A 25,802-nucleotide genomic window follows, 5' to 3' on the forward strand; every position below is an offset into this window, starting at 1 on the left:
GGGCGGCCCGATGATCCTCATCCAGTTCGACAGGCGGGTTTGAGGATGGAAACCCTCGGACGGACATTCGGATGCTTATCCTTTGACGGAAGCGATCCGGATCGACTGCACGTTTCGGCCTGTCTCGAAACGTGAAGCCTGTTCTAGGCCTGGATCATGACGGGCGTCGAAGCCGTCTCCGTCTTCGGCCGCCATGATCCTGAAAAGCGTTCCGCCGCCCTACGCGAGTAGGGCGGCGGAATTGCGTCTTAGCGGCGCAGACCCAGCTTCTCGATGAGAGCCGCGTAGCGGGCGGCGTCGGACTTCTTCAGGTGGTCGAGGAGGCTGCGACGCTGGGAAACCATCATCAACAGACCACGACGGCTGTGGTTGTCCTTCTTGTGGGTCTTGAAGTGCTCGGTCAGGTTGGCGATCCGTTCGGACAGGATCGCGACCTGGACTTCGGCGCTGCCCGTGTCACCTTCGGTGCGGGCGTGTTCGGCGATGAGAGCGGTCTTGCGCTCGGCAGTGATCGACATCGGGTTGTCTCCGCTCAGGTGAGTTGGAAGACCCGCACCGGATTGAGCTTTCCGGCGCGCATCTCGCACAAGGCCACCAACCTGTCGCCCGACATGGCGGAAACGGTGCGATCACCGGGCGTGAGCTCGGCTTTCAGCGATTCCACCTGCCTTGGGAGCAGAACGATGGCGCGTCCTTGCGCAAGCCGGAAGGCGTCTTCATCGGTCACGGCCAGCGCCGGGATGTCGTCCAGCGCGGTCTCGACCGGAAGCAATGCCTCCGACAGCCGGGCCTCATAGCTTAAATTCTCAAGGGTTTCCAGGCCTATCGCCGAATCCTCGCCGAACCGCCCCACTCGCGTCCGGCGAAGCTGGTCGACGTGACCGCAGGCGCCGAGCGCGGCGGCCAGGTCGCGGACCACGGCGCGGACATAGGTGCCCTTGCCGCATTCCATCTCCAGCTCGATGTGATCGGCGTCCGGAGCCCCCGTCACGCGAAGCGCGTGCACCGTGACCTTGCGGGTCTTCAGCTCGAATTCGACGCCGTCGCGGGCCAGGTCGTAGGCCCGCTCGCCGTCGACCTTGATGGCCGAATAGTTCGGCGGGACCTGGTCGATCTCGCCGACGAAGGCCGGCAGCGCCGCCTCGACCTGCGCCGCGGTCGGGCGCACGTCGCTGCTGTCGGTGGTCTCGCCCTCGCGATCCAGGGTGGTGGTCGAGCGCCCCCACTGGATCATGAAGCGATAGGCCTTGTCGGCGTCCATCAGGAACGGGACGGTCTTGGTCGCCTCGCCCAGGGCCAGCGGCAGGATGCCGGTGGCCAGGGGGTCCAGCGTACCCGCATGGCCGGCCTTCTGGGCGTTGAACGCCCGGCGCACGCGGCTGACGGCGCTGGTCGAAGTCAGGTCGTAGGGCTTGTCCAGGCAGATCCAGCCGGAAATGGCGTCGCCCTTCTTGCGGCGGGCCACTAGTTTTCCTCGTCTTCAGCCACGTCGGACAGGCGGCGCACGTCCTGCTGCACGCGCGGATCGGCGAACAGGCGATCCATGTAGGTGGCCGAGTTGAAGGTCTCGTCGTGCAGGAACTTCAGGTCGGGCGTGAACTTCATGTCGATGACCTTGGCCAGGCGCCCGCGCAGGAACTTGCTCAGGCGGTTGAGACCGGCCACCACTTCGGCGGGGCTGCCCGGAACGACCACGGTGCGCGACGGCGAGGAGGGCTCGCGCTCGACCTGCGGCGTCACGCTGGCCCCCAGGGGCTCGACGAAGCAGATGGCGTGCTTGAGGTCGGCGCTCATCCGCACCTCGGAGATGGTCACCGAGATGCCCGCCAGGGCCGGGTCGACCAGTTCTTCCCCGCGCAGGATGTCGACCAGGGCGTGGCGGATCAGCTCGCCGGCCCGCAGCTGGCGTTGCGACGGACCCACGGGCCCGCTCTTCTTGTTGTCGGTATGGCGCTTCATGGCGCGGTCGCCTCGATGCCCGGCCGGCGGATCGAACGCCGGGTCGCGGGGAGAAATGGGAGGCGGGGTGTCTAGGCGCGTGGGGACGAAAAGTCCAGCGCGGCGGTTCTTCAGACGCCGGTCAGGCCGACGGACCTGGAGGTCAGCCCGGGCCGTTGCCGCCGGTCCAGTCCTCCATCGGGTCGGGCAGATTGCCGCTCGGCAGCTTCCATTCGCCCCGGAAGGAGAAATCCAGCGTGCCGCACAGCCGGGTCTGGCCGCCCTTGGGGTCGTCACCGAAAGCCTGGACCCGCAGGTCGCGATGCACCGCCAGCCGGCTGAAGCTCAGCCACAGACGCGTGGCCCCCGGACAGAAGGCGCGGATATAGATCTTGCCCTGCTCGAACTTGGGATCGATCTCGTACAGCGCCGCGTCGGCGTCGACGCCGCTCATGGCCTTCAGCCCCCCGGGGCCCAGGTCCTTCTCGCGGCCGTCGATCAGTCGGCCCTGCACCGGCACGCCGGTGGCCAGCACCTTGGTCACCCGCGTCCCGGTCAGTTTCTTGTCGAACAGCACGGTCAGGCCCGCGCCGGTCAGCCGCTTGGCGTCCGGCGAGACCGGGTCGTAGGAGTACATCTTGCGCTCGGCGTGGGCCGCCGTGGCCGCCGCCGTCGCCAGGCAGGCCAGGGCCAGGCCCAGCACAGCCTTCAGGCTCGTCCGGCGAGCGGCCCCCGACACCCCTGCCCTCACAGCTTCAGACGCAGCTTCGCCGTTTCGGGGTCGAAGCCCGACAGCCGCCAGGTGCCGCCCTCGAGGGTGAAGGTCAGCAGGCACGGACCATCCTTGGACTTGGCCGCGCAGACCTGGTCGGAGCCGATATAGCGCAGGCCGGCGGCGATGCTGATCCGGTCGGGGATCGGCTTGTCGGGCGTGTAGCCGTAATAGTTGGCCGCGTAGCGGAAGGTCTCGGGCTGGACCAGGGCCTCGCCGGCGATATCGGCGGCTGGACCGGCCAGGGCGACGGCCGCGGCCTGCCAGCCGCCGCCCATGGCCGAGCTGCGCGCCTTGCGCACCAGTTCGCTCTCGATCTCGGCCTTCAGGGCCGGGCGGTCGACGCGGGCGTCGAAGGCGGCGTGGTCGTTGTTGCGGATCGCCACCAGCAGGGCGTGGACGTCGCCGGCCGCGTCGTAGCGGGTGGCCGTGGCGCAGGCCGACAACGAGACGGCGGCGAGACTGACGGCGAGAAGGGCTCGAATGCGCATGGCTCTAGGGTTAGGCCTGAAATCGGGCGATTTCCAGTCCGGCGGGCGTCAGGCGGTCAAGACCGCCACCCCGCGCCGACGAGCGGCGTCGACAAGGTCCTGGTCGAACGAGGCAAGGCTCGACCCCGTCCTTATCGCCAGTTCCAGATAGGCGGCGTCATAGAGGGTCAGTCCTTCGTGGCGCGCGAGGTCGAGCGTTTCGGTCCAGGCATGCAGGTCTGTCTCGACGTCGATCGCGATCGACATGGCGTCGAGCCGCTCCAGGGATCGATCGACGAAGGCCGCGTCGCAGCGCTTGCGACGCGCCGCCATGGTGAGGGCGTTGGCGATTTCCAGCCGCCAGAGCGAAGGCGCGACGAGACCCTCGTCGATGGCGTCGACGATGATGACCCGCGCCGCCTGGTGGTTCGGCTCCTCGAACAGGCTGGCCATCACGATGGAGGCGTCGAGCACGACGCTCATCGGCGCCCTTCGTCGATCAACTCGCGGATCGAGACGCCGCCGAGCGTTCTGCCCCTGCTGTCGGCGATGATCTCTTCGAAGGCGGCCAACGCGCGCACCCGAGCCTCCGCCCGCGCATTGGCGCGATGGATGACGATGTCGCCGTTCCTGACTTCGATCTCGACCTTCTCGCCCTCCGACAGGCCCGCGGACCGGACGACGTCCAGCGGTATGCGCACGGCCAGGCTCTTGCCCCATGTGCCGACGGTGGCTTCGGCCTTGGTCCTGGCCCGAGGTTTGGCTGCGCCGGTCATGATCATCACGCCCAAACAAGGATATCATGGAATATCCCAGAATTCGCATCCTGTCGACCAACGGACCTGAACGAAAAAGGGGCGCGGATCTCTCGACCCGCGCCCCGTCTCGTCAAAGCTTCAGCGAACCTTAGTCCAGCTGGCGCTTGATCTCTTCGACCGTGAAGCACTCGATGGTGTCGCCGACCTTGATGTCCTGGAAGCCGGCGAACATCATGCCGCACTCCTGGCCGGACGGGACTTCGTTGACCTCGTCCTTGAAGCGCTTGAGCGTCGCCAGGGTGCCCAGCTCCAGAACGACGATGTCGTTGCGGATGATCCGGACCTTGGCGCCCTTGCGGACCACACCCTCGGTGACCTTACAGCCGGCGATCTTGCCGACCTTGGAGATGTCGAAGGCCTGCAGGACTTCGGCGTTACCGAGGAAGGTTTCGCGCTGGATCGGGGCCAGCATGCCCGAGAGCACGCCTTTGATGTCGTCCAACAGGTCGTAGATGATCGCGTAGTAGCGGATCTCGACCCCTTCGCGCTCGGCCAGCGCCCGCGCCTGGGCCGAGGCCCGGACGTTGAAGCCGATCAGCGGCGCGCCGGCGCCCTTGGCCAGCATCACGTCGCTTTCGCTGATCGCCCCGGCGCCCGACAGGATGATCCGCGCGCGGACCTCGTCGGTCGACATGGCGTCCAGCGAACCGATGATCGCCTCGGCCGAACCCTGCACGTCGGCTTTGATGACCAGCGGCAGCTCGCGGTACTTCTTGTCCTGCAGCTTGGCCATCATGTCGGCCATGCTGGTGGCGCCCGCGCCGACCGGGTGCATCGACTTCTCGCGCTTGAGACGGATGCGGTATTCGGTCAGCTCGCGAGCCCGCGCCTCGTTCTCGACGACGGCGAAGCTGTCGCCGGGCGAAGGCACGCCGTCCAGGCCGAGGATCTCGACAGGGGTGGCGGGACCGGCTTCGGTCAGTTGCTCGTTACGCTCGTTCAGCAGGGCGCGAACCCGGCCGAACTGGCTGCCGGCCACGACGATGTCGCCGCGCTTCAGCGTGCCGCGCTTGACCAGCACGGTCGAAACCGCGCCGCGACCCTTGTCCAGCTTGGCCTCGATCACGACACCGTCGGCGATGCGGTCGGGGTTGGCCTTCAGGTCCATGACCTCGGCCAGCAGCAGGATGCGCTCGATCAGCTCATCCAGGCCCTGGCCGGTCTTGGCCGAGACTTCGACGATCTGGGTGTCGCCGCCCAGGCTTTCGACCACGATCTCGTGTTGCAGCAGCTCGTTGGTCACCCGGGTCGAATCCGAGCCCGGCTTGTCCATCTTGTTGACGGCCACGATGATCGGCACTTCCGCGGCGCGGGCGTGTTTGATCGCTTCGATGGTCTGCGGCATGACGCCGTCGTCGCCGGCCACCACCAGGATCACCAGGTCGGTGATGTTGGCGCCGCGCGCCCGCATCTGCGAGAAGGCCGCGTGGCCCGGGGTGTCGAGGAAGGTGACCTTCTGGCCATTTTCCAGACGCACCTGGTAGGCGCCGATGTGCTGGGTGATGCCGCCGTGCTCGCCGCCGGCCACGTCGGCCTTGCGCAGCGCGTCCAGCAGGCTGGTCTTGCCGTGGTCGACGTGACCCATGACGGTGACGACCGGGGGCCGGGGCTCCAGGTGATCGTCGATGTCCTCGGCGCCGATGAAGCCTTCTTCGACGTCGGCTTCGGACACGCGGCGAACGGTGTGGCCGAATTCGGTGGCCACCAGCTCGGCGGTGTCGTTGTCGATGACGTCGTTGATCTTCAGCATCACGCCCTGACGCATCAGGAACTTGATGATCTCGACGCCGCGCACGGCCATCCGGTTGGACAGCTCCTGCACGGTGATGACGTCCGGAATGACCACTTCGCGGCTGACCTTGACCACGTCGGCGGGACCGCCGCGGCGCTTTTCCTTCTCGCGTTCACGGGCCCGGCGAACCGAGGCCAGCGAGCGCATGCGGTCGGCGGAATCTCCGTCGCCGGCCACGGTCTGGATGGTCAGGCGACCTTCGCGGCGAACCGGGGCGCCCTTGGCGCGGCTGACAGCCTTGCCGGGAGCCGCGGCCTTGCGGCGGTCGTCGTCCTCCTCGGGCTTGCGACCGATGTCGCTGCCGGGGCGGGGCGCCGAACGCGTGGCGCGCTGGATTTCCGGCGTGGCCGGAGCCGAGGCCGGGACGCCCGGACGGGCGCCGCGCGGACCGCCGGGACCCGGACGGGCGCCGGGCGCCGGGCGCGGGGCCAGGGCCGAATAGCGGACGGTCTGGGTCGGGCGGTCGCCTTGCGGACGGTCGCCCTGGGGACGATCGCCTTGCGGGCGGTCACCCTGCGGACGGTCGCCGCGATAGCCTCCGGCTCCTTCGGGACGGGGACCGCGAGGCGGACCGCCGGCGTCGGGACGCGGGGTGCGTTGGTTGTAAGGTCCGTCCTGGCGCGGGGCGCGCTGGTTGAACGGCCGGTCCGCGAAGTTGGGACGGTCGCCCTGGGGACGGTCGCCTTGCGGGCGGTCGCCCTGGGCGCCCGGACCCGGACGATAGGTGGTGGTCGACGAGCGGTCGTCGCGACGGTCGCGGCTGGGCTCGTAGGTGCGGGTCTGACCCGGAGCCGGGGCCGGGGCCGGACGCGGAGCCTCGGCCCGGACCGGCGGCGCGGCCGGAGCCGGCGTCGGAGCCTGGGGCGCGGGAGCGACCGGAGCCGGAGCCGGAGCCGGAGCTGTCGGGGCGGCCGGCGCTTGAGCCACCGGGACGGCGGGCGCTTCCGGAGCTGGGGCGGGAGTCGGCGCGGCGGCGGCCTTGGCGGCAGCGGCGGCCTTGGCGGCGGCTTCGCGAGCCGCGGCTTCGGCGGCCGTGGCGCGGGCCTCGGCGGCGCGGCGTTCGGACGCCTGACGCTCCTGCTGTTCGCGGGCGGCCTCGATGGCGCGCTGGCGGGCCACCATTTCGCTTTGCGACAGGCCTCCGGCCGAACCGCCGCCCCCTTGGGACGACTGCGGACGCGGCGCGTCGCCTTGGCGGCGCTCGGCCGAGGACGGCGCGGCGAGATTGCCGGCCGGCGGCGCGTGCGGTCGCACGCGCTTGGTTTCAACCACCACCGTCTTGGTGCGGCCGTGGCTGAAGCTCTGCTTCACGACGCCGGCGCTGACCGACCCCTGACGGGGCTTCAGCGTGATGGGCGCTCGCCCGCCGGGGTTGGAACCAGGCCGACCGTTTTCGTTCTCGTCGCTCATGCGCTCGCTTGTACTTCCGCCGGCGGGGGCCGGCCAAAAACCGTTTGATCCATACGAGAAAGGGGCCTGGACGTACTTCCCGAAGGAAGCGCGTTTCCCGACCCTTCACTCAGGAGCGGATCACGCTCCTCATTTCAAGTTCCAGGCCTCTGTCGCCGACGAATGGAAGCCATTCGTCGAGGCCAGGGCCTAGGGCTCCTCGCGCCAACTCGCCGACCAACTCGAAGGAAGGAGTGGGCGAAAGCCTGATAACCGCTCGACGTCCAAAGTCCAGCGATCAGTGCCGCGCCCGGCAAGGAGCGCCGTGTGTATCACATTCTCCCCGCCCAAGGCCAAACCCAATTCGTCGGACGTGAACATCCCGCAGATTTTGGGACTGTTCGGGGCCTTGTGGACCGCGGTGAGAATCTTTCGGCGACCGTCGGCGGCGCCGTCGGACGCCTCGATCAACCAGGCGGTCTGTCCCGAGGCCAGGGCCGAGGAGACCTTTTCGAAGCCTGAGATAATCGTTCCGCCGCGTCGTGCAAGCCCCAGCCCATCCAGAACCCGCTTGGTCAGCAGCCGTTCCACCTGGTCGGCCAGATCCGCCGGGGCGGACAGCTTGGCCTTGGCCGAGCGCGAGAACAGGCCCTTCTTGGCGGCGATCGTCACCGCCTCGCGGGTGGCGTCGACCCACATCCCCCGGCCGGGCAGCTTGCGCGCCACGTCCGGGACCACCGTTCCGTCGGGCCCGACCACGAACCGCACCAGGCGCGCCTCGTCCGTCGCCTCGCCCAGGACGATGTCCTTGCGCAGGCGATTGGCTTGGGCGTGGGTCTTGGCCACGGGGGTATGGGGCGTGTCGGTTTCGGTCATGCGGCTCTGGAAAACACCGGGCCTCGCACTTTCGTGGGAGGCCCGGTTGCTGGATCAGTCTTCCTTGGTTTCTTCGGCCTCTTGGACGGCTTCGTCCGAGACCTCGGCCTCGTCCGAAGCTTCGACCGGCGCTTCGCCCGCCTCCTCCTCGAACTCGCCTTCCTCTTCGACATATTCCGGCTCGGGCGGGGCCTCGACCCAGCCCATGACGATCCGGGCGCGCATGATCAGGGCCTCGGCGTCTTCCGGCGACAGGTTGAAGCTGTCCAGGATGCCGGCTTCGCGGGTGCGCTCGCCGTCCTTGGTCTCGAACCAACCGCGCAGGTCGTCGGGGATCAGGCCGGCCAGGTCCTCGACCGACTTGACGTCGCCTTCGCCCAGGGCCACGGCCACGGGCAGGGTGACGCCCTCGATCTCGAGCAGGCCGTCCTCGACGCCCAGTTCCAGGCGCTTGGCGTCCAAGGCGGCGGCTTCCTTTTCCAGGAACTCGCGGGCCCGGGTCTGCAGCTCGTCGGCGGTCTCGTCGTCGAAGCCCTCGATGGCGGCGATCTCGTGCGGCTCGACATAGGCGACGTCTTCCACCGCCGCGAAGCCTTCGGTGACCAGCAGCTGGGCGATGACCTCGTCGACGTCCAGGGCTTCCTGGAACAGGGCCGTGCGCTCGGAGAACTCACGCTGGCGGCGTTCGCTTTCCTGGCTCTCGGTCATGATGTCGATCTGCCAGCCGGTCAGCTGCGAGGCCAGGCGGACGTTCTGGCCGCGGCGGCCGATGGCCAGCGACAGCTGCTCGTCGGGCACCACCACCTCGACGCGCTCGTCCTCCTCGTCCATGACGACCTTGGAGACCTCGGCGGGGGCCAGGGCGTTGACGATGAAGGTCGCCTCGTCCTCGGACCACTGGATGATGTCGATCTTCTCGCCCTGCAGCTCGGCCACCACCGCCTGGACGCGCGAGCCGCGCATGCCGACGCAGGCGCCGACCGGGTCGATGCTGCTGTCGTTGGAGATCACGGCCATCTTGGCGCGCGAGCCCGGGTCGCGGGCCACGGCGCGGATCTCGATGACGCCGTCGTAGACTTCCGGCACTTCCTGCGCGAACAGCTTGGCCATGAAGCCGCCGTGGGCGCGCGACAGCATGATCTGCGGACCCTTGGTCTCGCGGCGGACGTCGTAGATGTAGGCGCGGATGCGGTCGCCGACGTTGAAGTTCTCGCGCGGGATCGACTGGTCGCGGCGCATGATGCCTTCGCCGCGGCCCAGGTCGACGATGACATTGCCGTATTCGACGCGCTTGACGCTGCCGTTGACGATCTCGCCGGCGCGATCCTTGTACTCGTCGTACTGGCGCTCGCGCTCGGCTTCGCGGACCTTATGCATGACGACCTGGCGGGCCATCTGGGTCTGGACGCGGCCGATCTCGAACGGCGGCAGGCTTTCCTCATAGATCTTGCCGACCTCGGCGTCGCGCCAGGTGCGCTTGGCCGACGACAGCTGGACCTTGCCGATCTCGCCTTCCAGCTCGAAGTCGTCGGGCACGACCTCGATCACCCGCTTCTGGGTGGTCTCGCCGGTCTTGGTGTCGATCTTCACCCGGATGTCGTGCTCGGCGCCGTAGCGGGCGCGGGCGGCCTTCTGCAGGGCGTCCTCGATCGCCTCGATGACGACTTCCTTCTCGATGCCTTTTTCACGCGCGACCGCGTCGGCGATCTGCAGCAGCTCGAGGCGGTTGGCGGAGATGCCGATGGCCATGGTCAGTCCTCTTCACTTTCGGACAGGTCAATATCGTCGTCGGCGTCGTCGCCGAGATCTTCGGAATCCGCGTCTTCGCCTTCGGCCCCGACGCGGGCGGCGCGCTGCTGGGCGCCGCGTTTCATCAGTTCGTCGTTCAACACCAGCTTGGCGTCGACGATCCATTCGAACGGGAAATAGACGGTGGTGTCGTCCTCGCCCTCGAGGTTCAGGCCCACCTGGCCGTCCTCGACGCCGGCCAACTCGCCCTTGAAGCGCTTGCGGCCCTCGGCGACCCGGTCCAGCTCGATGCGGACCTCCAGGCCGGCATAGGTGTCGAAGTCCTTCAGCCGCGTCAGGGGGCGATCGACGCCCGGGCTGGAGACTTCCAGGGTGTATTCGCCGCTGATCGGGTCGGCGGCGTCCATGATCTCGGAGATGGCGCGCGACAGGCGGGCGCAGTCCTCGACGTTCATGTCGCCCCCACTCCCATCTTCAAGGAGCGGACGTTCGGCCATAATCTGCAGCCGACGCTGCTCGGCCCCGCCCATCAGGCGCAGGCGGACGATCTCGTAGCCGACGGACTCGGCGACGGGATCGAGCAACTCGACCAGACCGATATCTTCCTGCGTCTTGCCGCGCACGGTTCTCTCAACTCACTGGGCCTGCACGCTCAAGCTGGCGAGCGGCCAAAGAAAAAGCGGCAGCCTTTCGGGCCGCCGCTCGAAAGCGCTATCAGCGCTGACGGACGATGTGAGAGCTATATAGCGCGATGTTCGGACGGTTGGAAGCCCCCGTCTCGACGCGCCCTCTACCGCAAAAGCTCGCTGATCTTGTCTGCGACGCCCCAGGGGCCGCATTGTTGGGTGAAGGCGTGCGCTTTCGAGCGCCAAAGCCAATCGACGTCCATCGACCACGGATCGAGGCAAACGCCATTTGGATCCGGGCCAGGATCGTCCAGGTAGGATGACGGACTGTCGAGAATGGCTTCAAGCGCCTTGGCTCGCTTGCGACCCAGCCGGTGAACGGTGGGCTTGGACCAGTTTTCCGGAACGCCCCTGACGGTCGTCACACGCCAGACACCGTCGGCGCCTCGTGTGGCCGTCGTGTCCGTCGCGCCAACCATCTGCAGATAGCCTTCGGAGAACAAGTGGACGCTGTCGGGCTTGCCGCCGATTGGCGCATCTCCGGCCGAAGCGCAGGCCGACACTCCAACCAGCATTGAGGCGATGATCGAAACGCGGATCGTCATGGCGAAGAACCGGGGCATCCGGTTAGTTTCAGCCTTCCTTAGCCCTGGTCAAGCTCGCCGCCCCTTCCGCAGTGCAGCACTTGTGGCCTATAAGCGCCCCCGCGCAGGCTCGCCTCCCCGCGGGACCTATCCCAAACGAAGAGTCACAATGGACCTCTCCAAGATCGCCGTCGGCGTCAACCCGCCGTACGACCTGAACGCCGTCATCGAGATCCCGCAAGGCGGCGAGCCGGTGAAGTACGAGATCGACAAGGCCAGCGGCGCCCTGATGGTCGACCGGTTCCTGCACACGGCGATGTTCTATCCGGCCAACTACGGCTTCATCCCGCACACCCTGGCCGACGACGGCGACCCGGCCGACATCATGGTCGTGGGCCCGACCCCGGTGGTGCCCGGCGCGATCATCCGCTGCCGCCCGATCGGCGCCCTGATGATGGTCGACGAGGCCGGTTCGGACGAAAAGATCCTGGCCGTGCCAGTCGACAAGCTGCACCCGTTCTACACCGGCGTGTCCAGCTGGCGCGACCTGCCGACCATCCTGACCGAGCAGATCGCCCACTTTTTCCAGCACTACAAGGACCTGGAAAAGGGCAAGTCGACCAAGATCACCGGCTGGGCCGATCCGGACGAGACCGCCGAGCTGATCCGCACGGCGATCAAGCGCCACGACGAGACCTACTGAGTTAAAAAGATTCTTCCCTCCCCTTTATGGGGAGGGGGGACCAGCGAAGCTGGTGGGTGGGGCTTCACCGTCCCTTTGACTCATCAAACCCCACCCGACCCCTTCGGGGCCACCCTCCCCACAAGGGAGAGGGAAAGGTCTCTATTTCCTCACGAAATCCAGAAACACCGGCGCGCAGTCGCCCAGCTTCTTTTCCTCGTAGCGGGTGGTCACGTGGTCGGCCGGCGCGGCGTTGCGGTCGGCGGCCTCGTCGGCGAAACCGAAGGCCGGGTCGGCCAGCACCCGCTCGGCGGTCCACTCGGCGTAGTCGGCCCAGTCGGTGGCGAAGCGAAAGGCCGCGCCCGGCTTCAGCACCCGCGCCAGCTCGGCCACGAAGGCCGGCTGGATCAGGCGGCGCTTGTTGTGCCGGGCCTTGTGCCACGGGTCGGGGAACATGATGAACAGGCGGTCGACGCTGGCGTCGGGCAGCCAGCCGACCAGGTCGCGGGCGTCGCCCTCGTGGATGCGGACATTGGCCAGCGCCTGTTCCTCGACATGGCGGACGGCGCTGGCCACGCCGTTGACGAAGGGCTCGGCCCCGATCACCAGCACGTCGGGGCGCTTGCCGGCCTGAGCGGCCATGTGCTCGCCGCCGCCGAAACCGATCTCCAGCCAGACTTCCGCGGCGTCCGGCATCAGGTCGCGGGGCTGGAACGCCGTGGTCGGCACGGCGATCTTCGGCAGCAGGCTGTCGAGCAGGGCCTGCTGGCGCGGCTTGACGGGGCGCGACTTCAGGCGGCCGAACGAGCGCAGCGGCCCATGGGGCTGTTGGGGATGGGTCATGGGCGGGGTCTTAGAGCTTTGAAGTCGAAATGAAAACGGGCCCCGATCCGAGGATCGAGGCCCGTTGAACGGTTGGGGACAGGCGCATGCGCCTGTCCCCAGGTGTTTCCAGGCTTACGCCAGGCCCTTCAGCTCCGACACCAGGTCGGTCTTCTCCCACGAGAAGCCGCCTTCGTTGTCCGGCGTGCGGCCGAAGTGGCCGTAGGCGGCGGTGCGGGCGTAGATCGGCTTGTTCAGCTGCAGGTGCTCGCGGATCGAGCGCGGGGTGGCGCCGCCGATCAGCTGCGGCAGCAGCTTTTCCAGCTGGGCCGGATCAACCTTGCCGGTGCCGTGCAGGTCGACGTGGAACGACACGGGCTGGGCCACGCCGATGGCGTAGGCGATCTGGATCGTGCAGCGCTCGGCCAGGCCGGCCGCCACGACGTTCTTGGCCAGGTAGCGGCAGGCATAGGCGGCCGAGCGGTCGACCTTGGTCGGATCCTTGCCCGAGAAGGCGCCGCCGCCGTGCGGGGCCGCGCCGCCGTAGGTGTCGACGATGATCTTGCGGCCGGTGACGCCGGCGTCGCCGTCCGGCCCGCCGATCTCGAAGCGACCGGTCGGATTGACCAACCACTGGGTCTTCTTGGTGATCAGACCATCCGGGAAGATCGGCAGGATGTGCGGCTTGAGCAGGTCGAGCACCCGCTTGCTGGTCGGGGCCTTGCCGTCGATCTTCTTCTTATGCTGGTGCGAGACCACGATCGAGACCACGCGGACCGGCTTGCCGGCGCCGTCATATTCCAGGGTCACCTGGCTCTTGGCGTCGGGCTCCAGCGCCGACAGCTCGCCCGAGTGGCGCAGCTGGGCCAGGCGGCTGAGGATATTGTGGCTGTATTGCAGGGTGGCCGGCATCAGCTCCGGGGTCTCGGTGCTGGCGTAGCCGAACATGATGCCCTGGTCGCCGGCCCCTTCGTCCTTCTTGTCCGAGGCGTCCACGCCCTGGGCGATGTGCGCCGACTGGCCGTGCAGGTAGCAGGCGTATTTGGCCTTTTGCCAGTGGAAGCCCTTCTGCTCGTAGCCGATGTCCTTGATCGCGGCCCGGATCTTGGGCTCCAGCGACTTGATGATGTCCTTGGTCAGCGCCTTGTTGGCGGCCTTGTCGCCGCCCGGCTTGCCGGCCCGCACTTCGCCCGCCAGGACGATGCGGTTGGTGGTGACCAGGGTTTCGCAGGCGACCCGCGCTTCGGGGTCGACGCTCAGGAAGGCGTCCACGACGGTGTCGCTGATCCGGTCGGCGACCTTGTCCGGATGGCCTTCGGAAACGCTTTCGCTGGTGAAGATGTAGGAAGAACGGCTCAAGGGTCAGCTCCGGACATGACGTCGCCCGCTCGGACGGTCTGCCCGAGGGACTTGGTCGCAAACATATAAAGATATGTTTATGTCCGCAAGCCGCCCGAGCCCGCTTTCGCCGATCAGGCTTCCGACTCTTCCTCGACAACCTCGTCGGCCATCGACCGGACGAGGTCGAGAATGCGCCGCCGGACACGGGACTTGCCGATGCGCGGGAACAGGGCGGCCAGCTCCAGGCCTTCCGGCGTCATCAGGAAGTCGTGCACGAACTGCTCGGAGCCGTTTTCCTCGAAACCATCGACGTCGGTCGGGTCGGCCAGGCCTTCGAAGAAGTAGGAGACCGACGACTGCAGGCTCCTGGCGATCTCGTAGAGCTTGGAAGCGCTAACGCGGTTGGCGCCGCGCTCGTACTTCTGCACTTGCTGGAAGGTCAGACCCAGGTCATCGGCCAGACGCTCCTGGCTGACGCCGAGAATCTTGCGCCGCATGCGGATGCGGGCGCCGACGTGCAGGTCGATCGGGTTGGGGGAGCGGTCCTGGTCAGGGGTCGTGTTCATGCCGATTCAATCACTGGGAGAAAAGCCACGGATAATCTGGAAGCCTGTCTGTTTCAGTTTGGGGCTTTTTCCAAGCCCCGACCCCCTGGGACGCGAATCGCGGCGGCAAATGAAACCAAAAGCAGCAGCACGAACGGCCAATGCCCAAGTCTGGAGAACAGGGTCGGCGAGCCGACATTGGGGACATTACCGTCGATCACGCCTGATTCGCCAAGTTTCAAGCGGGCGCCGGGCAAGACTCGTCCCTGGGCGTCGATCAGGGCGGAGACGCCGGTAGGCGTCGCGCGGATCAAGGGCAGGCCCGTCTCGATGGCGCGGTAGCTGGCCAGGTTCAGATGCTGCAGCGGTCCGGACGTCACCCCGAACCAGGCGTCGTTGGAGACATTGACGATGGCGCGCACGCCCGGGACGGGCTTGGCCAGGCGCGGGAACAGGCTTTCGTAGCAGATCAGCGGCTGGACCAGCAGGTCCGAGGCGATCCGCAGCGGGCGGGGCTCCGGACCGGTGGCGAAGCCGTCGCCCAGGTGGGCCATGCTCTTGACGCCCAGCCGGGTCATCAGGGCGTCGGCCGGCAGGTATTCGCCGAACGGCACCAGACGGTGCTTGTCGTAGATCCCGACCACCTCGACGTCGCTCGCCGTCCGCCGGAGGGCGACCAGGCTGTTGTAGTAGACCGGCTTGTCGGGCGTCCCCTCGTAGCGATATCCGCCCAGCAGCATCAGCTGGCCGGGCCGCAGGGCGTCGACGATGGCCTGCCGCACCCAGCTGCCGGGAACCATGTAGTCGTTGATCGCCAGCGGCAGGGCGCCCTCGGGCCAGACGACGATGTCGGCGGGCTTGCCCGCGTAGGGCCTGGCGGTCAGCGAGACATAGGCCTGGACGATCTGGGCGAACCGTCGCTCGTCCCACTTGGATTCCTGCGGGATGTCGGCCTGGACGATGCGGACGGTCGTCGGCGGCCGACCGGCGGCCGGCGGCGGCGCGGCGCGCAGCAGCCACCCGCCGGCGAAGAGCACGGCCAGACCGGCGAGGGCCGCGCCAACCGCGATCCGGCCGCGACGCCCGTCGCGCCAGACGGCCGGAGCCGCGGCGACGGCCAGGGTGATCCAGGTCAGGCCGTAGGCCCCGACCACGGCCGCGACCTGCGACACGGCCGAACCGGCCCGCCAGGTCTCGCCGGGCAGGTTCCAGGGAAAGCCGGTCAGGATATGGCCGCGCGTCCATTCCAGGGCCGCAAAGGCCCCGGCGAACACCAGCACCCGTCGCACGCCGGGCGGGCGGACCAGGCGGTAGAGCACCGCCGCCAGCCCCCAGAACAGCGCCATGCCGGCGGCCATGGCGGCCACCGCGAACGGGGCCATCCAGCCCTGGTTGGCGGCGTCGACCATGAAGGCCTCGGCGATCCACCAGGTGGAAAGGCCGAAATAGGACAGCCCCGTCAGCCAGCCGCGCAGGAAGGCCGCGCGCAAGGGCCGGGGACCGTCGATCGCGTCCAGCAGCCAGAGCAGCAGGGCGTAGCCCAGCAGGCCGGGCAGGATCCCGAACGGCGGATGGGCCAGGGCGGCGGCGAGGCCGGCCAGCAAGGCCAGGCCCCGGGCGCGCCACGGCGTCAGCTTCGGCAGGGCCGGCAGGTTCACGAAGCAGCCATGCGACCGGGCGGGTCGGCCGTCTCGGCGCCGAGCTCGACGGCCGGACGCACGCGGATCCGGCGCACGCGGCGCGGATCGGCCTCGACGACCTCCAGGTCGAAGCCAGCCGGATGGGCTATCACCTCGCCGCGCTGCGGCACGCGGCCGGCCAGGGCCACGACCAGGCCGGCGACGGTGTCGATGTCCTCTTCCATGTCGGGCGGGGCCAGGTCACGGTCGAGGGCGGCCTCCAGGTCCTCGAGCGGCGCGCGGGCGTCGACCTCGAACAGGCCGCCGGGACGGGCCACGATGCTGGAGACCTGGGCGTCGTCGTGCTCGTCGTCGATCTCGCCGACCACCGCCTCGATCAGGTCCTCCATGGTCACCAGCCCGTCGGTGCCGCCGAACTCGTCGATGACCAGGGCCATGTGGATGCGGCTGGTGCGCATGCGCAGCAGCAGGTCGGCGGCCCGCATCGAGGCCGGGACGTACAGGGCCTCGCGCCGCAGCCGGTGCAGGATCTGGTCGGTCGGGCCCGGACGCTTGTCGTCGTCGGCCAGCAGGCGGAACACGTCCTTGACGTGGACCACCCCGACCGGGTCATCCAGCGTCTCGCGATAGATGGGCATCCGCGAGTGCTCGGCCTCGGTGAACTGGGCCACCACCGCCTCGAATGTCGTGGAGACCTCGACCGCCACGATGTCGGCGCGCGGGGTCATCACGTCGGCCACCCGCAGGCTCTGGAACGCCTCGGCCTGGTCGACCATGTCGACCTCGTGGACCATGGCGGGGTCGGCCGGACGCGAGGCCTCGGCCAGGCCCGGTACGCCCCGGCCCGCGAGGTCCTTGCGCATCTTGCGGAAGAACGCCCGCACGCCCCGGCTCAAGCGAGCCGGGCCGGCGGGCGTGGAACTCTGGTCGTCGCTGGGCATGCCCTGGCTTGGTTATCCCTCTGGGGACGCGGGTTCGGCATAGGGGTCGGGAATGTCCAAGCCCGCGAGGATCTCGCGCTCGAACGCTTCCATGGCCTGCGCCTCGGCGTCGTCCTGATGGTCGTATCCTAAGAGATGAAGCACCCCGTGCGCCACCAGATGTTGCAAGTGGTGCGCCAGAGGCTTTCCTTGCTCGGCCGCCTCGCGGGCGCAGACCCCGAACGCCAGGACGATGTCGCCGATCTGTCCCTCCGGATTGGGCGGCGAAGGGAAGGACAGGACGTTGGTCGCGTAGTCCTTCTGGCGGAAGTCGCGGTTCAGGACCTGGACGCTGTCGTCGTCGGCCAGAAGGATGACGATGCCCTGGCCCTCGATGTCCTCGTGGGCGTCCAGCACCGCTTGGGCGGCGCGCCAGACCAGGGCCTCGGCCTCGGGCTCGGCCCTGGTCCAGGCCTCGTCCTCGATCTCGATGTCCACGGTCATGGTCATCTAGCGGGTCGTGGTCTGCAGGGCGTCGGCGTCATAGGCCTTGACGATGCGCTCGACCAGCGGGTGGCGGACCACGTCGGCCGAGGTGAAGCGCGACACCGCCACGCCCTCGACGCCCTCCAGAATCGACACCGCATGGGCCAGGCCGGAATCCCGGGGGTTCAGCAGGTCGACCTGGGTCGGGTCGCCCGTCACCACCATCCGCGCGCCCTCGCCCAGCCGGGTCAGGACCATCTTCATCTGCAGGCGCGAGCAGTTCTGGGCCTCGTCGACGATGACGAAGGCATGGGCCAGGGTGCGGCCGCGCATGAAGGCGATCGGGGCGACCTCGATCTCCAGCTTGTCCCTGCGACGACGAAGTTGGTCGGCGCCCATGATGTCGGTCAAGGCCTCCCAGACCGGGGCCATGTAGGGGTCGACCTTCTCGTTGAGGTCGCCGGGAAGAAAGCCCAGCTTCTCGCCAGCCTCGACCGCCGGACGGGTGACGATCAGCCGGTCGACCTCGCCGCGCAGCAGCATGCCCGCGCCATGGGCCACGGCCAGGAAGGTCTTGCCGGTGCCGGCCGGACCCAGGCCGAAGGTCAGCGGATGGCTGAGCATGGCCTCCATGTAGCGGGCCTGACCCTTGGTCTTGGGCGAGACGTTGCCCTTGCGCACGGCCCGCGGCGAGGCCTGGCCGCCGGCGCTGTGGGCCTCGCCCACCGCCACCCGCACGTCGGCCTCGACCACCTCGTCGTCGGCGTCGGCGCGATCGGCCAGGGCGGCGATCGCCCGCTTGGCGCTGGAGCGGCCCTTGACGTCGCCGGTGATGGTGACGCCGCCGCCCGGCGTCTCGATCAGCACCTTGAAGGCGTCCTCGATCAGGGCGGCGTGACGGCCGTTCGGGCCGGAAACGGCGCGCACGGCGGTGTCGGACAGCGGCAGGAACTCAGGCGTGCGGCTCAAGCGGACTCCAGCTGGGATTGGCTCTCGAGCACGCCGCCCAGGCTCATCTTGGCCGACGACTCGATACGGACGGGAACGATCTGGCCCAGCAGGCTGTCGGGGCCCACCGCGTGGACCGCCTGCAGATAGGGACTGCGGCCGACGATTTGACCGGGGTTGCGGCCTTTTTTCTCGAACAGCACCGGCAGGACCTTGCCGGCCTGCAGGGCGTTGAAGGCCTTCTGCTGCTGGTCGAGCAGGGCGTTGAGGCGGTCCAGGCGCTCGGCCTTGACCGCCTCGTCGACCTGGCCGGGCATGGCCGAGGCCGGCGTGCCGGGACGACGCGAATATTTGAACGAGAAGGCGCTGGCGAAGCCGACCTCGCGGACCAGCTCCAGGGTCTTGTCGAAATCGCCGTCGCGCTCGCCGGGGAAGCCGACGATGAAGTCGCCGCTCATGGCGATATCCGGACGCGCCGCCCGGATCTTCTCGATCAGGCGCACATAGCTTTCGGCCGTGTGGTCGCGGTTCATGGCCTTGAGGATCTTGTCCGACCCGGCCTGCACCGGCAGGTGCAGATAGGGCATCAGCTCCGGCAGCTCGCCATGGGCGGCGATCAGGTCCTCGCCCATGTCTCGCGGGTGGCTGGTGGTGTAGCGGATGCGGTCCAGGCCCGGGATCTTCGCCAGTCGCCGCACCAGCTTGGCCAAGGTGTAGCCGCCGCCGTCATAGGCGTTGACGTTCTGGCCCAGCAGGGTGACCTCGCGCACGCCCTGGTCGGCCAGGCGCTTGGCTTCGTCCTCGATCTGCTCGGGCGGCCGCGACCACTCGCCGCCGCGGGTGTAGGGCACCACGCAGAAGGTGCAGAACTTGTCGCAGCCCTCCTGCACGGTCAGGAAGGCGCTGACGCCGTTGACCTGGCGCTCGGCCGGCAGGGCGTCGAACTTCTCGTCGGCGGCGAAGTCGGCGCTCAGGCGCTCGCCGGTGGCCCGATGGGCGCGGGCGATCAGCTCGGGAAGCTGATGATAGGCCTGGGGCCCGACCACCAGGTCGACCGCCGGCTGGCGACGCATGATCTCCTGGCCCTCGGCCTGGGCCACGCAGCCGGCCACGGCGATGGTCATCTGGCCGCCGGCCTCGGCCTTGCGGCCCTTCATCTGCTTGATGTAGCCCAGTTCCGAATAGACCTTCTCGGTGGCCTTCTCGCGGATGTGGCAGGTGTTGAGCACCACCAGATCGGCCCCTTCGGGATCATCGACCACGCCATAGCCCAGCGGACGCAGGACATCGGCCATGCGCTCGCTGTCATAGACGTTCATCTGACAGCCGTAGGTCTTGATATAGAGGCGCTTTTGCGGGGTCTCGCTCATCGGGGCGTTATGGGCGCGAGGGCGTTAACGCGCAAGGTCGTCGGCGCCACACCTCATAGCCCCTTCCCGTGGGAGAGGTGTCGGCGAAGCCGACGGAAAGGGGAGTTTGCTGATGTGGGTCTATTCCCCCCACCGGCGCCTTCGCGCCGCCTCCCCCACAGGGGGAGGGCTAGAGTGACGTCACTCCTCGATCGGAACCCCGTAAAGTTCCAGCCGGTGGTCCACCAGCTTGTAGCCCAGCTTGCGGGCGATGGCGTTCTGCAGGGCCTCGATCTCCTCGTCCACGAACTCGACGACCTTGCCGGTCTTCATGTCGATCAGGTGGTCGTGGTGATGGTCGGGGGTCTCTTCGTAGCGCGAGCGGCCGTCGCGGAAGTCGTGGCGCTCGATGATGCCGCTTTCCTCGAACAGCCGCACGGTCCGATAGACGGTGGCGATCGAGATGTGCGGATCCACGGCGTGGGCGCGGCGGTGCAGTTCCTCGACGTCCGGATGGTCGTCGGCCGCCGACAGCACGCGGGCGATGACCCGACGCTGGTCGGTCATGCGCATGCCCTTATCGATGCAAAGCTTCTCGAGGCGGTCCACGGCGGCGTCTCCGGAAAGATGAATCCAAGCCAGATTCGCGGGCAAGATAGGGGCTTGGGCGTTAGCTGTTAAGCACCCGACGCATCACCACCGCGTCCTTGGCCCCATCCGGGTGGGGATAATAGCCTTTTCTCAAGCCGACGCGGCCGAAACCGGCGGTCTGGTAGAGCCCGATCGCCGCGACATTGTCGGCCGCGACCTCCAGGAACATCTCGAAGGCGGCGGCCTCCCGGGCGATCCCGGCGGCCATCTCGACCAGGGCCGCGCCCCAGCCGCGACGGCGGGCGGCTGGATCGACCGCCACGGTCAGGATCTCGGCCTCGCCGGCGATGGCCCGGCACAGGATGAAGCCCTTGGCCTCCCCGGGCTCGCCCGCCTCGCCCAGCACGGCGAAGACGCCGGGGCCCTTGAGCAGGGTCTCGAATTCCTCGGCCGACCAGGGCCGATCGAAGGCGCGGTCGTGCAGGTCAGCCAGGGTGAAGCAGGCTTCCAGCCCGACGGGACGCAGGATCATGCCGCCGGCGCCACGGCGTAGGGCGCGCGCAGATAAAGCGGCCGGGGCGAATGGCCGGGCGCGGGCCTGGCGGCGGCCAGGCGGGCGACGGCGACGGGGTCGGCATAGGCCGGCGTCAGCACGGTCGCGCCGGGCAGGACGTCGGCGACCAGCGGCGCGCCCGAGCCGACCAGGGTGACCGGGCCGCCGGACCAGAGCTCGGCCAGGCGCGCGGCGGCGACCCCGACCTCCAGGGCGTCGGGGGCCATCAGCGCCTTTCCGCCGTCGAACACCTGCAGGTAGACCTGACCCATCTTAGCGTCGAGCACCCCGGCTGCCAGGCCTGTCGCGTTCGCCGAGGCGGCCAGGGCCTCCAGCGTGTTGACGCCGACGCAGGGGATCGACAGGGCCGTGGCGAGGCCCTTGGCGAACGACAGCCCGACCCGCAGGCCGGTGAACGAGCCGGGACCGACCGTGACGGCGATCCGGGTCAGGCCGGAGAACTTCACGCCGGCCTCGGCGGCGACCTCCCGGGCCAGGACGGCGATGCGTTCCTGGTGACCGCGGGTCATCGGCTCGCTGCGGGCGGCGCGGACGCTGTCGCCGTCCAGGATCGCCACCGAGCTGGCGCCCAGGCAGGTGTCGAGGGCGAGGATCATTGGGTTGGCGCTCCGCCGCGCCAGAGGAACTCACGCAGCACGGCCTTGTCGCGCAGCGTCGCTTCAGGCGGCATGGCCTCCTGCGTCCAGCCGGGGACGCCGAACACGTAGCGCAGCACCGGCTCGCCGGGCTGGGTGCAGATCACCGCGTGGACGTCGCGATCCTTGCCCGCCCAGCAGCGCGGATAGTCCATGCCGGCGTCGGCCCATTTCATGCCGAGGGTCTCGCCGCGCGGCCCTTGAGGAGAGCCGCCGGCGACGCGGATGTCGCCGACCTTGGTCGTGCCGGGATTGCCCTGGATCTCGATCGCGCCGCCGCCCTGCTCGACCGTGATGATCGGCGTCGGTTCGCCCGAGCCCTGATGCAGGAAGGCGGCTTTCACCACCGCTTTCGGAAAGCGGGGCTTGATGGCGTCGAGCGAGAAGTCGGTCTGGGCCATGACCGGGCCGACCGAGAACTCGTCCAGCATCAGCGGGCCGCCCCCGTAGGGCGTGAAGCGGTCGACGGCGCCGGACGCGTCCTGACGCGTCACCATGACGGAAGCCGCGGCGCTCGCGGGCGCCGCGGCCTGGGAGCCGGCGGGCTTGTCGGCCGGTCCGCAGGCGGCCAGGACCAGCAGCGGGACGGCGAGGATCAGCGGTCGGAGCATCGGATCAGGCCGCGCCGACGGCGGCCTTCTCGGCCGGGCGCCAGACGAATTCGTTCAGCTGGCCCTTGGCCTTCAGGGCCTCGACCGGCGGCAGGCCGCCCTGGGTCCAGCCGGGGACGCCGAACACGTAGGACACGGTCGGGGCCTCGGGGCGCACGCAGACCGTCTGGTTGACGGTGCGGCCCTCGCCGGCCCGGCACTGGGCGATGTCGAAACCGAGATCGGCCCATTTTCCGAGAAGGGCTTCGCCCTTGGGACCCTCGACAGGCCCGCCGGCCAGACGGATCTCGCCGATGCCGCCCTCGACGCCCTTGCCGATCTCCAGCAGCGGGACGTTGTCCTGCTCGACGGTGATGATCGGTCCGGGCGGGCCCTCGCCAGTGTGGATGAAGGCGCTCTTGACCACCGCCTTGGGGAACAGGGCCTTGATGGTCGCCAGGTCGAAGGCCGTCTCGCCGGTGATCGGGCCCACGCCGTCGGCGCGCACGTGCAGCGGCCCGTCGACATAGGGCGTGACGGCGATGGCGACCGGTCCGGACTTCGGGACCTCCGAACCGCCCGCGGCGGCCGGCGGCGCGGCGGTGTCGGCTTGCTTGGCGGGGCCGCAGGCGGCGAGCAGCAGCAGCGGGGCGGCGATCAGGGCGAGGCGCTGGGTCATGGGGCGGTTCTAGCACCGGGTCGCCGATATGTGCATCAGGTGCACAAAGAAGTTGTCATCCCGGCCGAAGCGAAGCGTAGAGCCGGGACCCAGGGGACTGGGCAAAAGCGGTGCGACCGCCCCTGGATCCCGGACAAGCGCTACGCGCTTTCCGGGATGACAACCTTTTGGGTGCTCGAGGCTGGATCAGAGGATCTTCGCGGCTTCCTCGAAGTCCAGGCGCGGGTTGCGCGGGAACAGGTTTTCTTCCGTGCCGTAGCCGATCGAGGCGATGAAGTTCGACTTGATGTTGGTGCCGGCGAAGAATTCCTTGTCGACGGCGGCGTTGTCGAAGCCCGACATCGGGCCGACGTCCAGGCCCAGGGCCCGGGCCGCCAGGATGAAATAGCCGCCTTGCAGCGAGCTGTTGCGCAGGGCGCCGACCTCCTTGGCCACGGGATCGCCGAACCAGTGCTTGGCGCCCGGGGCGTTGGGGAACAGGCGATCCAGGGTCTCGGGGAAGTCCAGGTCGTAGCCGACGATGACGGTGACCGGGGCCTTGAGGATCTTCGGACCGTTCGAGCCCGACGACAGCGCCGCCAGTCTGGCCTTGGCTTCGGGGCTCTGCAGGAACAGGAAACGCGCCGGGGTGGTGTTGGCCGCGGTCGGGCCGAACTTCACCAGGTCGTACAGCTCGCGCAGCACCGGTTCGGGGATGGGCTGGTCGCTCCAGCCGTTGCGCGTGCGGGCCTTGGTGAACAGTTGGTCGAGAGCCGTGTCGGCGAGCTTGGCCATCAGCGATCCTTATGGGCGATATAATTGCAACTTATACAGTTACAATAAGGTCGCCGAAACGCGCTGGCAAGACACCGCAGGCGTATTCCCTTGTCTCCACGCGCACGCGCGAAGGCCGGTTCGGGGCTAGAGCGTCTGCTCGACCCGGGTCACTTCCGGCACATAGTGCTTGAGCATGTTCTCGACCCCGGCCTTCAGCGTGGCCGACGACGACGGGCAGCCCGAGCAGGCGCCGCGCATGTGCAGCCAGACCACGCCGGTGGCCGGCTCGAACTTGCTGAACACGATGTCGCCGCCGTCCTGGGCCACGGCCGGGCGGATGCGGGTGTCGAGCAGGTCCTTGATCTCGGCGACGATCTGCGAGGTTTCCTCGTCGTAGACGCCGTCCTCGTCGTGGCCGCTCTCGACCTGGTCCAGCAGCAGGGGACGGCCGCTGGTGAAGTGGTCCATGATGGCGGCCAGGATCGGCGCCTTCAGGTGCGGCCATTCGGCGCCCTCGGCCTTGGTCACGGTGAGAAAGTCCGGACCGAAGAACACGCGGTTGACGTCGCCGAGGCGGAACAGGGCCTCGGCCAGGGGCGAGGCGTCGCCCTCCTCCATCGTCTTGAACTCCCGCGCGCCCTCTCCCAGCACTTCGCGGCCGGGCAGGAACTTCAGGACCTCGGGGTTGGGCGTGGTTTCGGTCTGGATGAACATGGCGGAGAGATGGACCCGAGAGCCTCGCAAGACAAGAGGCCGGACCTGCGGCGGGGCGCCGCTTGCGTCATCGTGACAAAGCTGCCGGCTTGTGGCTCCATCGTCAAAACAGATGTTTCAGGGAGGTCGCCATGAGCGACGGAGCCATCGACCTGTCGGGCGACGCCCAGAAGGACGCGGCGCGGGCCAAGGCCTACGCCATGCCCCTGGAGCAGATCGACGTCGCCGATCCCGCCCTGTTCCAGGCCGACGCCCACTGGCCCTATTTCGAGCGCCTGCGGGCCGAGGACCCGGTTCACTACTGCGCCCACGGCGAATACGGCCCCTACTGGTCGATCACCCGCTATGCCGACATCATGACGGTCGACACGACGCATCAGGTGTTCTCGTCGGATTCCAGCTTCGGCGGCATCACAATCCGCAACTTCGACGAGGACTTCGTCCTGCCGATGTTCATCGCCATGGACCCGCCCAAGCACGACATCCAGCGCAAGACCGTCAGCCCGATCGTCTCGCCGGTGAACCTGGCGCTGCTGGAAGGCACGATCCGCGAGCGAGTGGGCGGGATCCTCGACGACCTGCCGATCGGCGAGACCTTCGACTGGGTCGACAAGGTGTCGATCGAGCTGACCACCCAGATGCTGGCCACCCTGTTCGACTTTCCCTGGGAGGAGCGCCGCAAGCTGACCCGCTGGTCCGACGTCACCACCGCTGTGCCCGGAGCCGGCATCGTCGACAGCGAGGACCAGCGCCGGGCCGAACTGCTGGAGTGCCTGGCCTATTTCACCGAGCTGTGGAACCAGCGGGTCAATTCCACCGAGCCGGGAAACGACCTGATCTCGATGCTGGCCCACGGCGAGGCGACGCGGAACATGCCGCCGTTCGAATATCTGGGGAACATCCTGCTGCTGATCGTCGGCGGCAATGACACCACCCGCAACTCGATCACCGGCGGCCTGCTGGCCCTGAGCCAGAACCCGGCGGAGGAGGCCAAGCTGCGGGCCGACCCGTCGCTGATCCCCAACATGGTCTCGGAGATCATCCGCTGGCAGACGCCGCTGGCCTATATGCGCCGCACGGCGATCGAGGACTTCGAGCTGTCGGGCAAGACCATCAAGAAGGGCGACAAGGTCGTGATGTGGTACGTCTCGGGCAACCGCGACGAGACGGTGATCGAGAACCCGAACGCCTTCCTGATCGACCGCCCGCAAGCCCGCCGCCACCTGTCGTTCGGCTTCGGCATCCACCGCTGCGTCGGCAACCGCCTGGCCGAGCTGCAGCTGAAGATCATCTGGGAGGAGATCCTCAAGCGCTTCCCGAAGATCGAGGTGATGGGCGAACCCAAGCGGGTCTATTCCAGCTTCGTGAAGGGCTATGAGAGCTTGCCGGTGCGGATTCCTCAGAGAAACCCTCTCCCATAGGGAGAGGGAGGGGCCCATGCGAAGCATGGGAGGGAGAGGGGTTAGGAACGGTTGACGGCGTGCCGGCACGCCGGCCGCCGGTGTAACCCCTCATC

The 25,802-nt window shown here is 68.4% G+C and carries 29 protein-coding genes; 2 read left to right on the plus strand and 27 right to left on the minus strand.

Annotation, left to right across the window (positions count from 1 at the left end):
• Positions 1-248: 248 nt before the first annotated feature.
• The 12 genes from rpsO to J2X41_RS05775 all read right to left on the minus strand — a co-directional run bounded on the left by rpsO (position 249) and on the right by J2X41_RS05775 (position 11,053).
• A complete protein-coding gene (gene rpsO / locus J2X41_RS05720; RefSeq protein WP_028039724.1) occupies positions 249-518 on the minus strand; it encodes a 30S ribosomal protein S15 in 270 nt (89 codons plus the stop codon).
• A 14-nt stretch (positions 519-532) separates the two neighbouring features.
• Positions 533-1,465, minus strand: coding sequence for a tRNA pseudouridine(55) synthase TruB (gene truB / locus J2X41_RS05725; RefSeq protein WP_310080358.1), 933 nt, complete (start codon positions 1,463-1,465; stop codon positions 533-535).
• Complete coding sequence (gene rbfA / locus J2X41_RS05730) at positions 1,465-1,959, minus strand: 30S ribosome-binding factor RbfA (RefSeq protein WP_310080360.1); 495 nt, start codon at positions 1,957-1,959, stop codon at positions 1,465-1,467. The genes truB and rbfA overlap by 1 nt, the downstream gene beginning before the upstream one ends.
• 142 nt (positions 1,960-2,101) lie before the next feature.
• Positions 2,102-2,677, minus strand: a complete 576-nt coding sequence (locus J2X41_RS05735; protein WP_310080363.1) for a hypothetical protein — start codon at positions 2,675-2,677, stop codon at positions 2,102-2,104.
• Positions 2,678-2,685: 8 nt separating this feature from the next.
• Positions 2,686-3,201 (minus strand): DUF2939 domain-containing protein, encoded by a 516-nt coding sequence (locus J2X41_RS05740; protein WP_310080365.1) that lies wholly within the window; start codon positions 3,199-3,201, stop codon positions 2,686-2,688.
• A 48-nt stretch (positions 3,202-3,249) separates the two neighbouring features.
• Positions 3,250-3,663: a type II toxin-antitoxin system VapC family toxin gene (locus J2X41_RS05745; RefSeq protein WP_310080367.1), complete on the minus strand. Its 414-nt coding sequence runs from the start codon at positions 3,661-3,663 to the stop codon at positions 3,250-3,252.
• Entirely contained in the window at positions 3,660-3,962 is a 303-nt protein-coding gene (locus tag J2X41_RS05750) for an AbrB/MazE/SpoVT family DNA-binding domain-containing protein (RefSeq protein WP_310080728.1), read from the minus strand. Before J2X41_RS05750 ends, J2X41_RS05745 begins: the two co-directional genes overlap by 4 nt.
• A gap of 124 nt (positions 3,963-4,086) precedes the next feature.
• A complete protein-coding gene (infB, locus tag J2X41_RS05755; protein ID WP_310080369.1) occupies positions 4,087-7,200 on the minus strand; it encodes a translation initiation factor IF-2 in 3,114 nt (1,037 codons plus the stop codon).
• Between the two features lie 189 nt (positions 7,201-7,389).
• A complete protein-coding gene (locus tag J2X41_RS05760) occupies positions 7,390-8,055 on the minus strand; it encodes an RNA-binding protein (RefSeq protein WP_310080371.1) in 666 nt (221 codons plus the stop codon).
• 54 nt (positions 8,056-8,109) lie between these two features.
• Entirely contained in the window at positions 8,110-9,804 is a 1,695-nt protein-coding gene (gene nusA, locus J2X41_RS05765; RefSeq protein ID WP_310080373.1) for a transcription termination factor NusA, read from the minus strand.
• A gap of 2 nt (positions 9,805-9,806) precedes the next feature.
• Complete coding sequence (gene rimP / locus J2X41_RS05770; RefSeq protein ID WP_310080375.1) at positions 9,807-10,427, minus strand: ribosome maturation factor RimP; 621 nt, start codon at positions 10,425-10,427, stop codon at positions 9,807-9,809.
• A gap of 167 nt (positions 10,428-10,594) precedes the next feature.
• The gene (locus tag J2X41_RS05775) at positions 10,595-11,053 is read right to left on the minus strand and encodes a hypothetical protein (RefSeq protein ID WP_310080377.1); all 459 of its coding nucleotides are present in this window, start codon (positions 11,051-11,053) and stop codon (positions 10,595-10,597) included.
• 130 nt (positions 11,054-11,183) lie between these two features.
• Between J2X41_RS05775 and ppa the strand changes: the two genes are divergently transcribed.
• Positions 11,184-11,717 carry an inorganic diphosphatase gene (gene ppa / locus J2X41_RS05780; RefSeq protein WP_028039714.1) on the plus strand — a complete coding sequence of 178 codons (534 nt, stop codon included), beginning with the start codon at positions 11,184-11,186 and terminating at the stop codon, positions 11,715-11,717.
• 141 nt (positions 11,718-11,858) lie between these two features.
• On the opposite strand, the gene trmB is transcribed toward ppa, so the two are convergent.
• From trmB to J2X41_RS05855, 15 genes are all read right to left on the minus strand, one after another.
• Complete coding sequence (gene trmB, locus J2X41_RS05785; protein ID WP_310080380.1) at positions 11,859-12,539, minus strand: tRNA (guanosine(46)-N7)-methyltransferase TrmB; 681 nt, start codon at positions 12,537-12,539, stop codon at positions 11,859-11,861.
• 114 nt (positions 12,540-12,653) lie between these two features.
• The gene (metK, locus tag J2X41_RS05790) at positions 12,654-13,877 is read right to left on the minus strand and encodes a methionine adenosyltransferase (protein WP_310080382.1); all 1,224 of its coding nucleotides are present in this window, start codon (positions 13,875-13,877) and stop codon (positions 12,654-12,656) included.
• Between the two features lie 113 nt (positions 13,878-13,990).
• Positions 13,991-14,425: a helix-turn-helix domain-containing protein gene (locus J2X41_RS05795; RefSeq protein WP_404979876.1), complete on the minus strand. Its 435-nt coding sequence runs from the start codon at positions 14,423-14,425 to the stop codon at positions 13,991-13,993.
• Between the two features lie 53 nt (positions 14,426-14,478).
• Positions 14,479-16,062 carry an apolipoprotein N-acyltransferase gene (lnt, locus tag J2X41_RS05800; RefSeq protein WP_310080384.1) on the minus strand — a complete coding sequence of 528 codons (1,584 nt, stop codon included), beginning with the start codon at positions 16,060-16,062 and terminating at the stop codon, positions 14,479-14,481.
• Complete coding sequence (locus J2X41_RS05805; RefSeq protein ID WP_310080386.1) at positions 16,059-16,985, minus strand: hemolysin family protein; 927 nt, start codon at positions 16,983-16,985, stop codon at positions 16,059-16,061. Before J2X41_RS05805 ends, lnt begins: the two co-directional genes overlap by 4 nt.
• A 12-nt stretch (positions 16,986-16,997) precedes the next feature.
• Positions 16,998-17,456, minus strand: a complete 459-nt coding sequence (ybeY, locus tag J2X41_RS05810; RefSeq protein ID WP_310080730.1) for an rRNA maturation RNase YbeY — start codon at positions 17,454-17,456, stop codon at positions 16,998-17,000.
• Between the two features lie 18 nt (positions 17,457-17,474).
• Positions 17,475-18,419 carry a PhoH family protein gene (locus tag J2X41_RS05815; protein ID WP_310080388.1) on the minus strand — a complete coding sequence of 315 codons (945 nt, stop codon included), beginning with the start codon at positions 18,417-18,419 and terminating at the stop codon, positions 17,475-17,477.
• Positions 18,416-19,768: a tRNA (N6-isopentenyl adenosine(37)-C2)-methylthiotransferase MiaB gene (gene miaB, locus J2X41_RS05820; protein ID WP_310080390.1), complete on the minus strand. Its 1,353-nt coding sequence runs from the start codon at positions 19,766-19,768 to the stop codon at positions 18,416-18,418. Before miaB ends, J2X41_RS05815 begins: the two co-directional genes overlap by 4 nt.
• Positions 19,769-19,948: 180 nt before the next feature.
• On the minus strand, positions 19,949-20,356 hold the full coding sequence (locus J2X41_RS05825; protein ID WP_310080392.1) for a Fur family transcriptional regulator: 408 nt from the start codon (positions 20,354-20,356) through the stop codon (positions 19,949-19,951).
• 61 nt (positions 20,357-20,417) lie between these two features.
• Positions 20,418-20,870, minus strand: coding sequence for a GNAT family N-acetyltransferase (locus J2X41_RS05830; protein ID WP_310080395.1), 453 nt, complete (start codon positions 20,868-20,870; stop codon positions 20,418-20,420).
• Positions 20,867-21,508, minus strand: a complete 642-nt coding sequence (gene tsaB / locus J2X41_RS05835) for a tRNA (adenosine(37)-N6)-threonylcarbamoyltransferase complex dimerization subunit type 1 TsaB (protein ID WP_310080396.1) — start codon at positions 21,506-21,508, stop codon at positions 20,867-20,869. The genes J2X41_RS05830 and tsaB overlap by 4 nt, the downstream gene beginning before the upstream one ends.
• Positions 21,505-22,158 (minus strand): DUF1131 domain-containing protein, encoded by a 654-nt coding sequence (locus tag J2X41_RS05840; protein ID WP_310080398.1) that lies wholly within the window; start codon positions 22,156-22,158, stop codon positions 21,505-21,507. The genes tsaB and J2X41_RS05840 overlap by 4 nt, the downstream gene beginning before the upstream one ends.
• Positions 22,159-22,162: 4 nt before the next feature.
• Positions 22,163-22,816 carry a DUF1131 domain-containing protein gene (locus J2X41_RS05845; RefSeq protein ID WP_310080400.1) on the minus strand — a complete coding sequence of 218 codons (654 nt, stop codon included), beginning with the start codon at positions 22,814-22,816 and terminating at the stop codon, positions 22,163-22,165.
• A 186-nt stretch (positions 22,817-23,002) separates the two neighbouring features.
• Positions 23,003-23,590 (minus strand): malonic semialdehyde reductase, encoded by a 588-nt coding sequence (locus J2X41_RS05850; RefSeq protein WP_310080402.1) that lies wholly within the window; start codon positions 23,588-23,590, stop codon positions 23,003-23,005.
• 126 nt (positions 23,591-23,716) lie between these two features.
• On the minus strand, positions 23,717-24,286 hold the full coding sequence (locus J2X41_RS05855) for a NifU family protein (RefSeq protein ID WP_028039699.1): 570 nt from the start codon (positions 24,284-24,286) through the stop codon (positions 23,717-23,719).
• A gap of 131 nt (positions 24,287-24,417) precedes the next feature.
• Here J2X41_RS05855 and J2X41_RS05860 point away from each other — a divergent pair, with 131 nt between their 5' ends.
• Positions 24,418-25,707 (plus strand): cytochrome P450, encoded by a 1,290-nt coding sequence (locus tag J2X41_RS05860; protein ID WP_310080403.1) that lies wholly within the window; start codon positions 24,418-24,420, stop codon positions 25,705-25,707.
• Positions 25,708-25,802: the final 95 nt, after the last annotated feature.

Origin of the sequence: Caulobacter sp. BE254 (assembly GCF_031457295.1) — a bacterium.
Classification (GTDB): Bacteria; Pseudomonadota; Alphaproteobacteria; order Caulobacterales; family Caulobacteraceae; genus Caulobacter.

What these genes read in the sequence shown, in the direction of transcription:
- rpsO (WP_028039724.1), bottom strand. Translation starts at nt 518, where the DNA reads ATGTCGATCACTGCCGAGCGCAAGACCGCTCTCATCGCCGAACACGCC.
- rbfA (WP_310080360.1), bottom strand. Translation starts at nt 1,959, where the DNA reads ATGAAGCGCCATACCGACAACAAGAAGAGCGGGCCCGTGGGTCCGTCG.
- J2X41_RS05740 (WP_310080365.1), bottom strand. Translation starts at nt 3,201, where the DNA reads ATGCGCATTCGAGCCCTTCTCGCCGTCAGTCTCGCCGCCGTCTCGTTG.
- J2X41_RS05745 (WP_310080367.1), bottom strand. Translation starts at nt 3,663, where the DNA reads ATGAGCGTCGTGCTCGACGCCTCCATCGTGATGGCCAGCCTGTTCGAG.
- J2X41_RS05750 (WP_310080728.1), bottom strand. Translation starts at nt 3,962, where the DNA reads ATGATCATGACCGGCGCAGCCAAACCTCGGGCCAGGACCAAGGCCGAA.
- infB (WP_310080369.1), bottom strand. Translation starts at nt 7,200, where the DNA reads ATGAGCGACGAGAACGAAAACGGTCGGCCTGGTTCCAACCCCGGCGGG.
- J2X41_RS05760 (WP_310080371.1), bottom strand. Translation starts at nt 8,055, where the DNA reads ATGACCGAAACCGACACGCCCCATACCCCCGTGGCCAAGACCCACGCC.
- nusA (WP_310080373.1), bottom strand. Translation starts at nt 9,804, where the DNA reads ATGGCCATCGGCATCTCCGCCAACCGCCTCGAGCTGCTGCAGATCGCC.
- J2X41_RS05775 (WP_310080377.1), bottom strand. Translation starts at nt 11,053, where the DNA reads ATGCCCCGGTTCTTCGCCATGACGATCCGCGTTTCGATCATCGCCTCA.
- ppa (WP_028039714.1), top strand. Translation starts at nt 11,184, where the DNA reads ATGGACCTCTCCAAGATCGCCGTCGGCGTCAACCCGCCGTACGACCTG.
- trmB (WP_310080380.1), bottom strand. Translation starts at nt 12,539, where the DNA reads ATGACCCATCCCCAACAGCCCCATGGGCCGCTGCGCTCGTTCGGCCGC.
- J2X41_RS05795 (WP_404979876.1), bottom strand. Translation starts at nt 14,425, where the DNA reads ATGAACACGACCCCTGACCAGGACCGCTCCCCCAACCCGATCGACCTG.
- J2X41_RS05805 (WP_310080386.1), bottom strand. Translation starts at nt 16,985, where the DNA reads ATGCCCAGCGACGACCAGAGTTCCACGCCCGCCGGCCCGGCTCGCTTG.
- miaB (WP_310080390.1), bottom strand. Translation starts at nt 19,768, where the DNA reads ATGAGCGAGACCCCGCAAAAGCGCCTCTATATCAAGACCTACGGCTGT.
- J2X41_RS05830 (WP_310080395.1), bottom strand. Translation starts at nt 20,870, where the DNA reads ATGATCCTGCGTCCCGTCGGGCTGGAAGCCTGCTTCACCCTGGCTGAC.
- tsaB (WP_310080396.1), bottom strand. Translation starts at nt 21,508, where the DNA reads ATGATCCTCGCCCTCGACACCTGCCTGGGCGCCAGCTCGGTGGCGATC.
- J2X41_RS05840 (WP_310080398.1), bottom strand. Translation starts at nt 22,158, where the DNA reads ATGCTCCGACCGCTGATCCTCGCCGTCCCGCTGCTGGTCCTGGCCGCC.
- J2X41_RS05845 (WP_310080400.1), bottom strand. Translation starts at nt 22,816, where the DNA reads ATGACCCAGCGCCTCGCCCTGATCGCCGCCCCGCTGCTGCTGCTCGCC.
- J2X41_RS05850 (WP_310080402.1), bottom strand. Translation starts at nt 23,590, where the DNA reads ATGGCCAAGCTCGCCGACACGGCTCTCGACCAACTGTTCACCAAGGCC.
- J2X41_RS05855 (WP_028039699.1), bottom strand. Translation starts at nt 24,286, where the DNA reads ATGTTCATCCAGACCGAAACCACGCCCAACCCCGAGGTCCTGAAGTTC.
- J2X41_RS05860 (WP_310080403.1), top strand. Translation starts at nt 24,418, where the DNA reads ATGAGCGACGGAGCCATCGACCTGTCGGGCGACGCCCAGAAGGACGCG.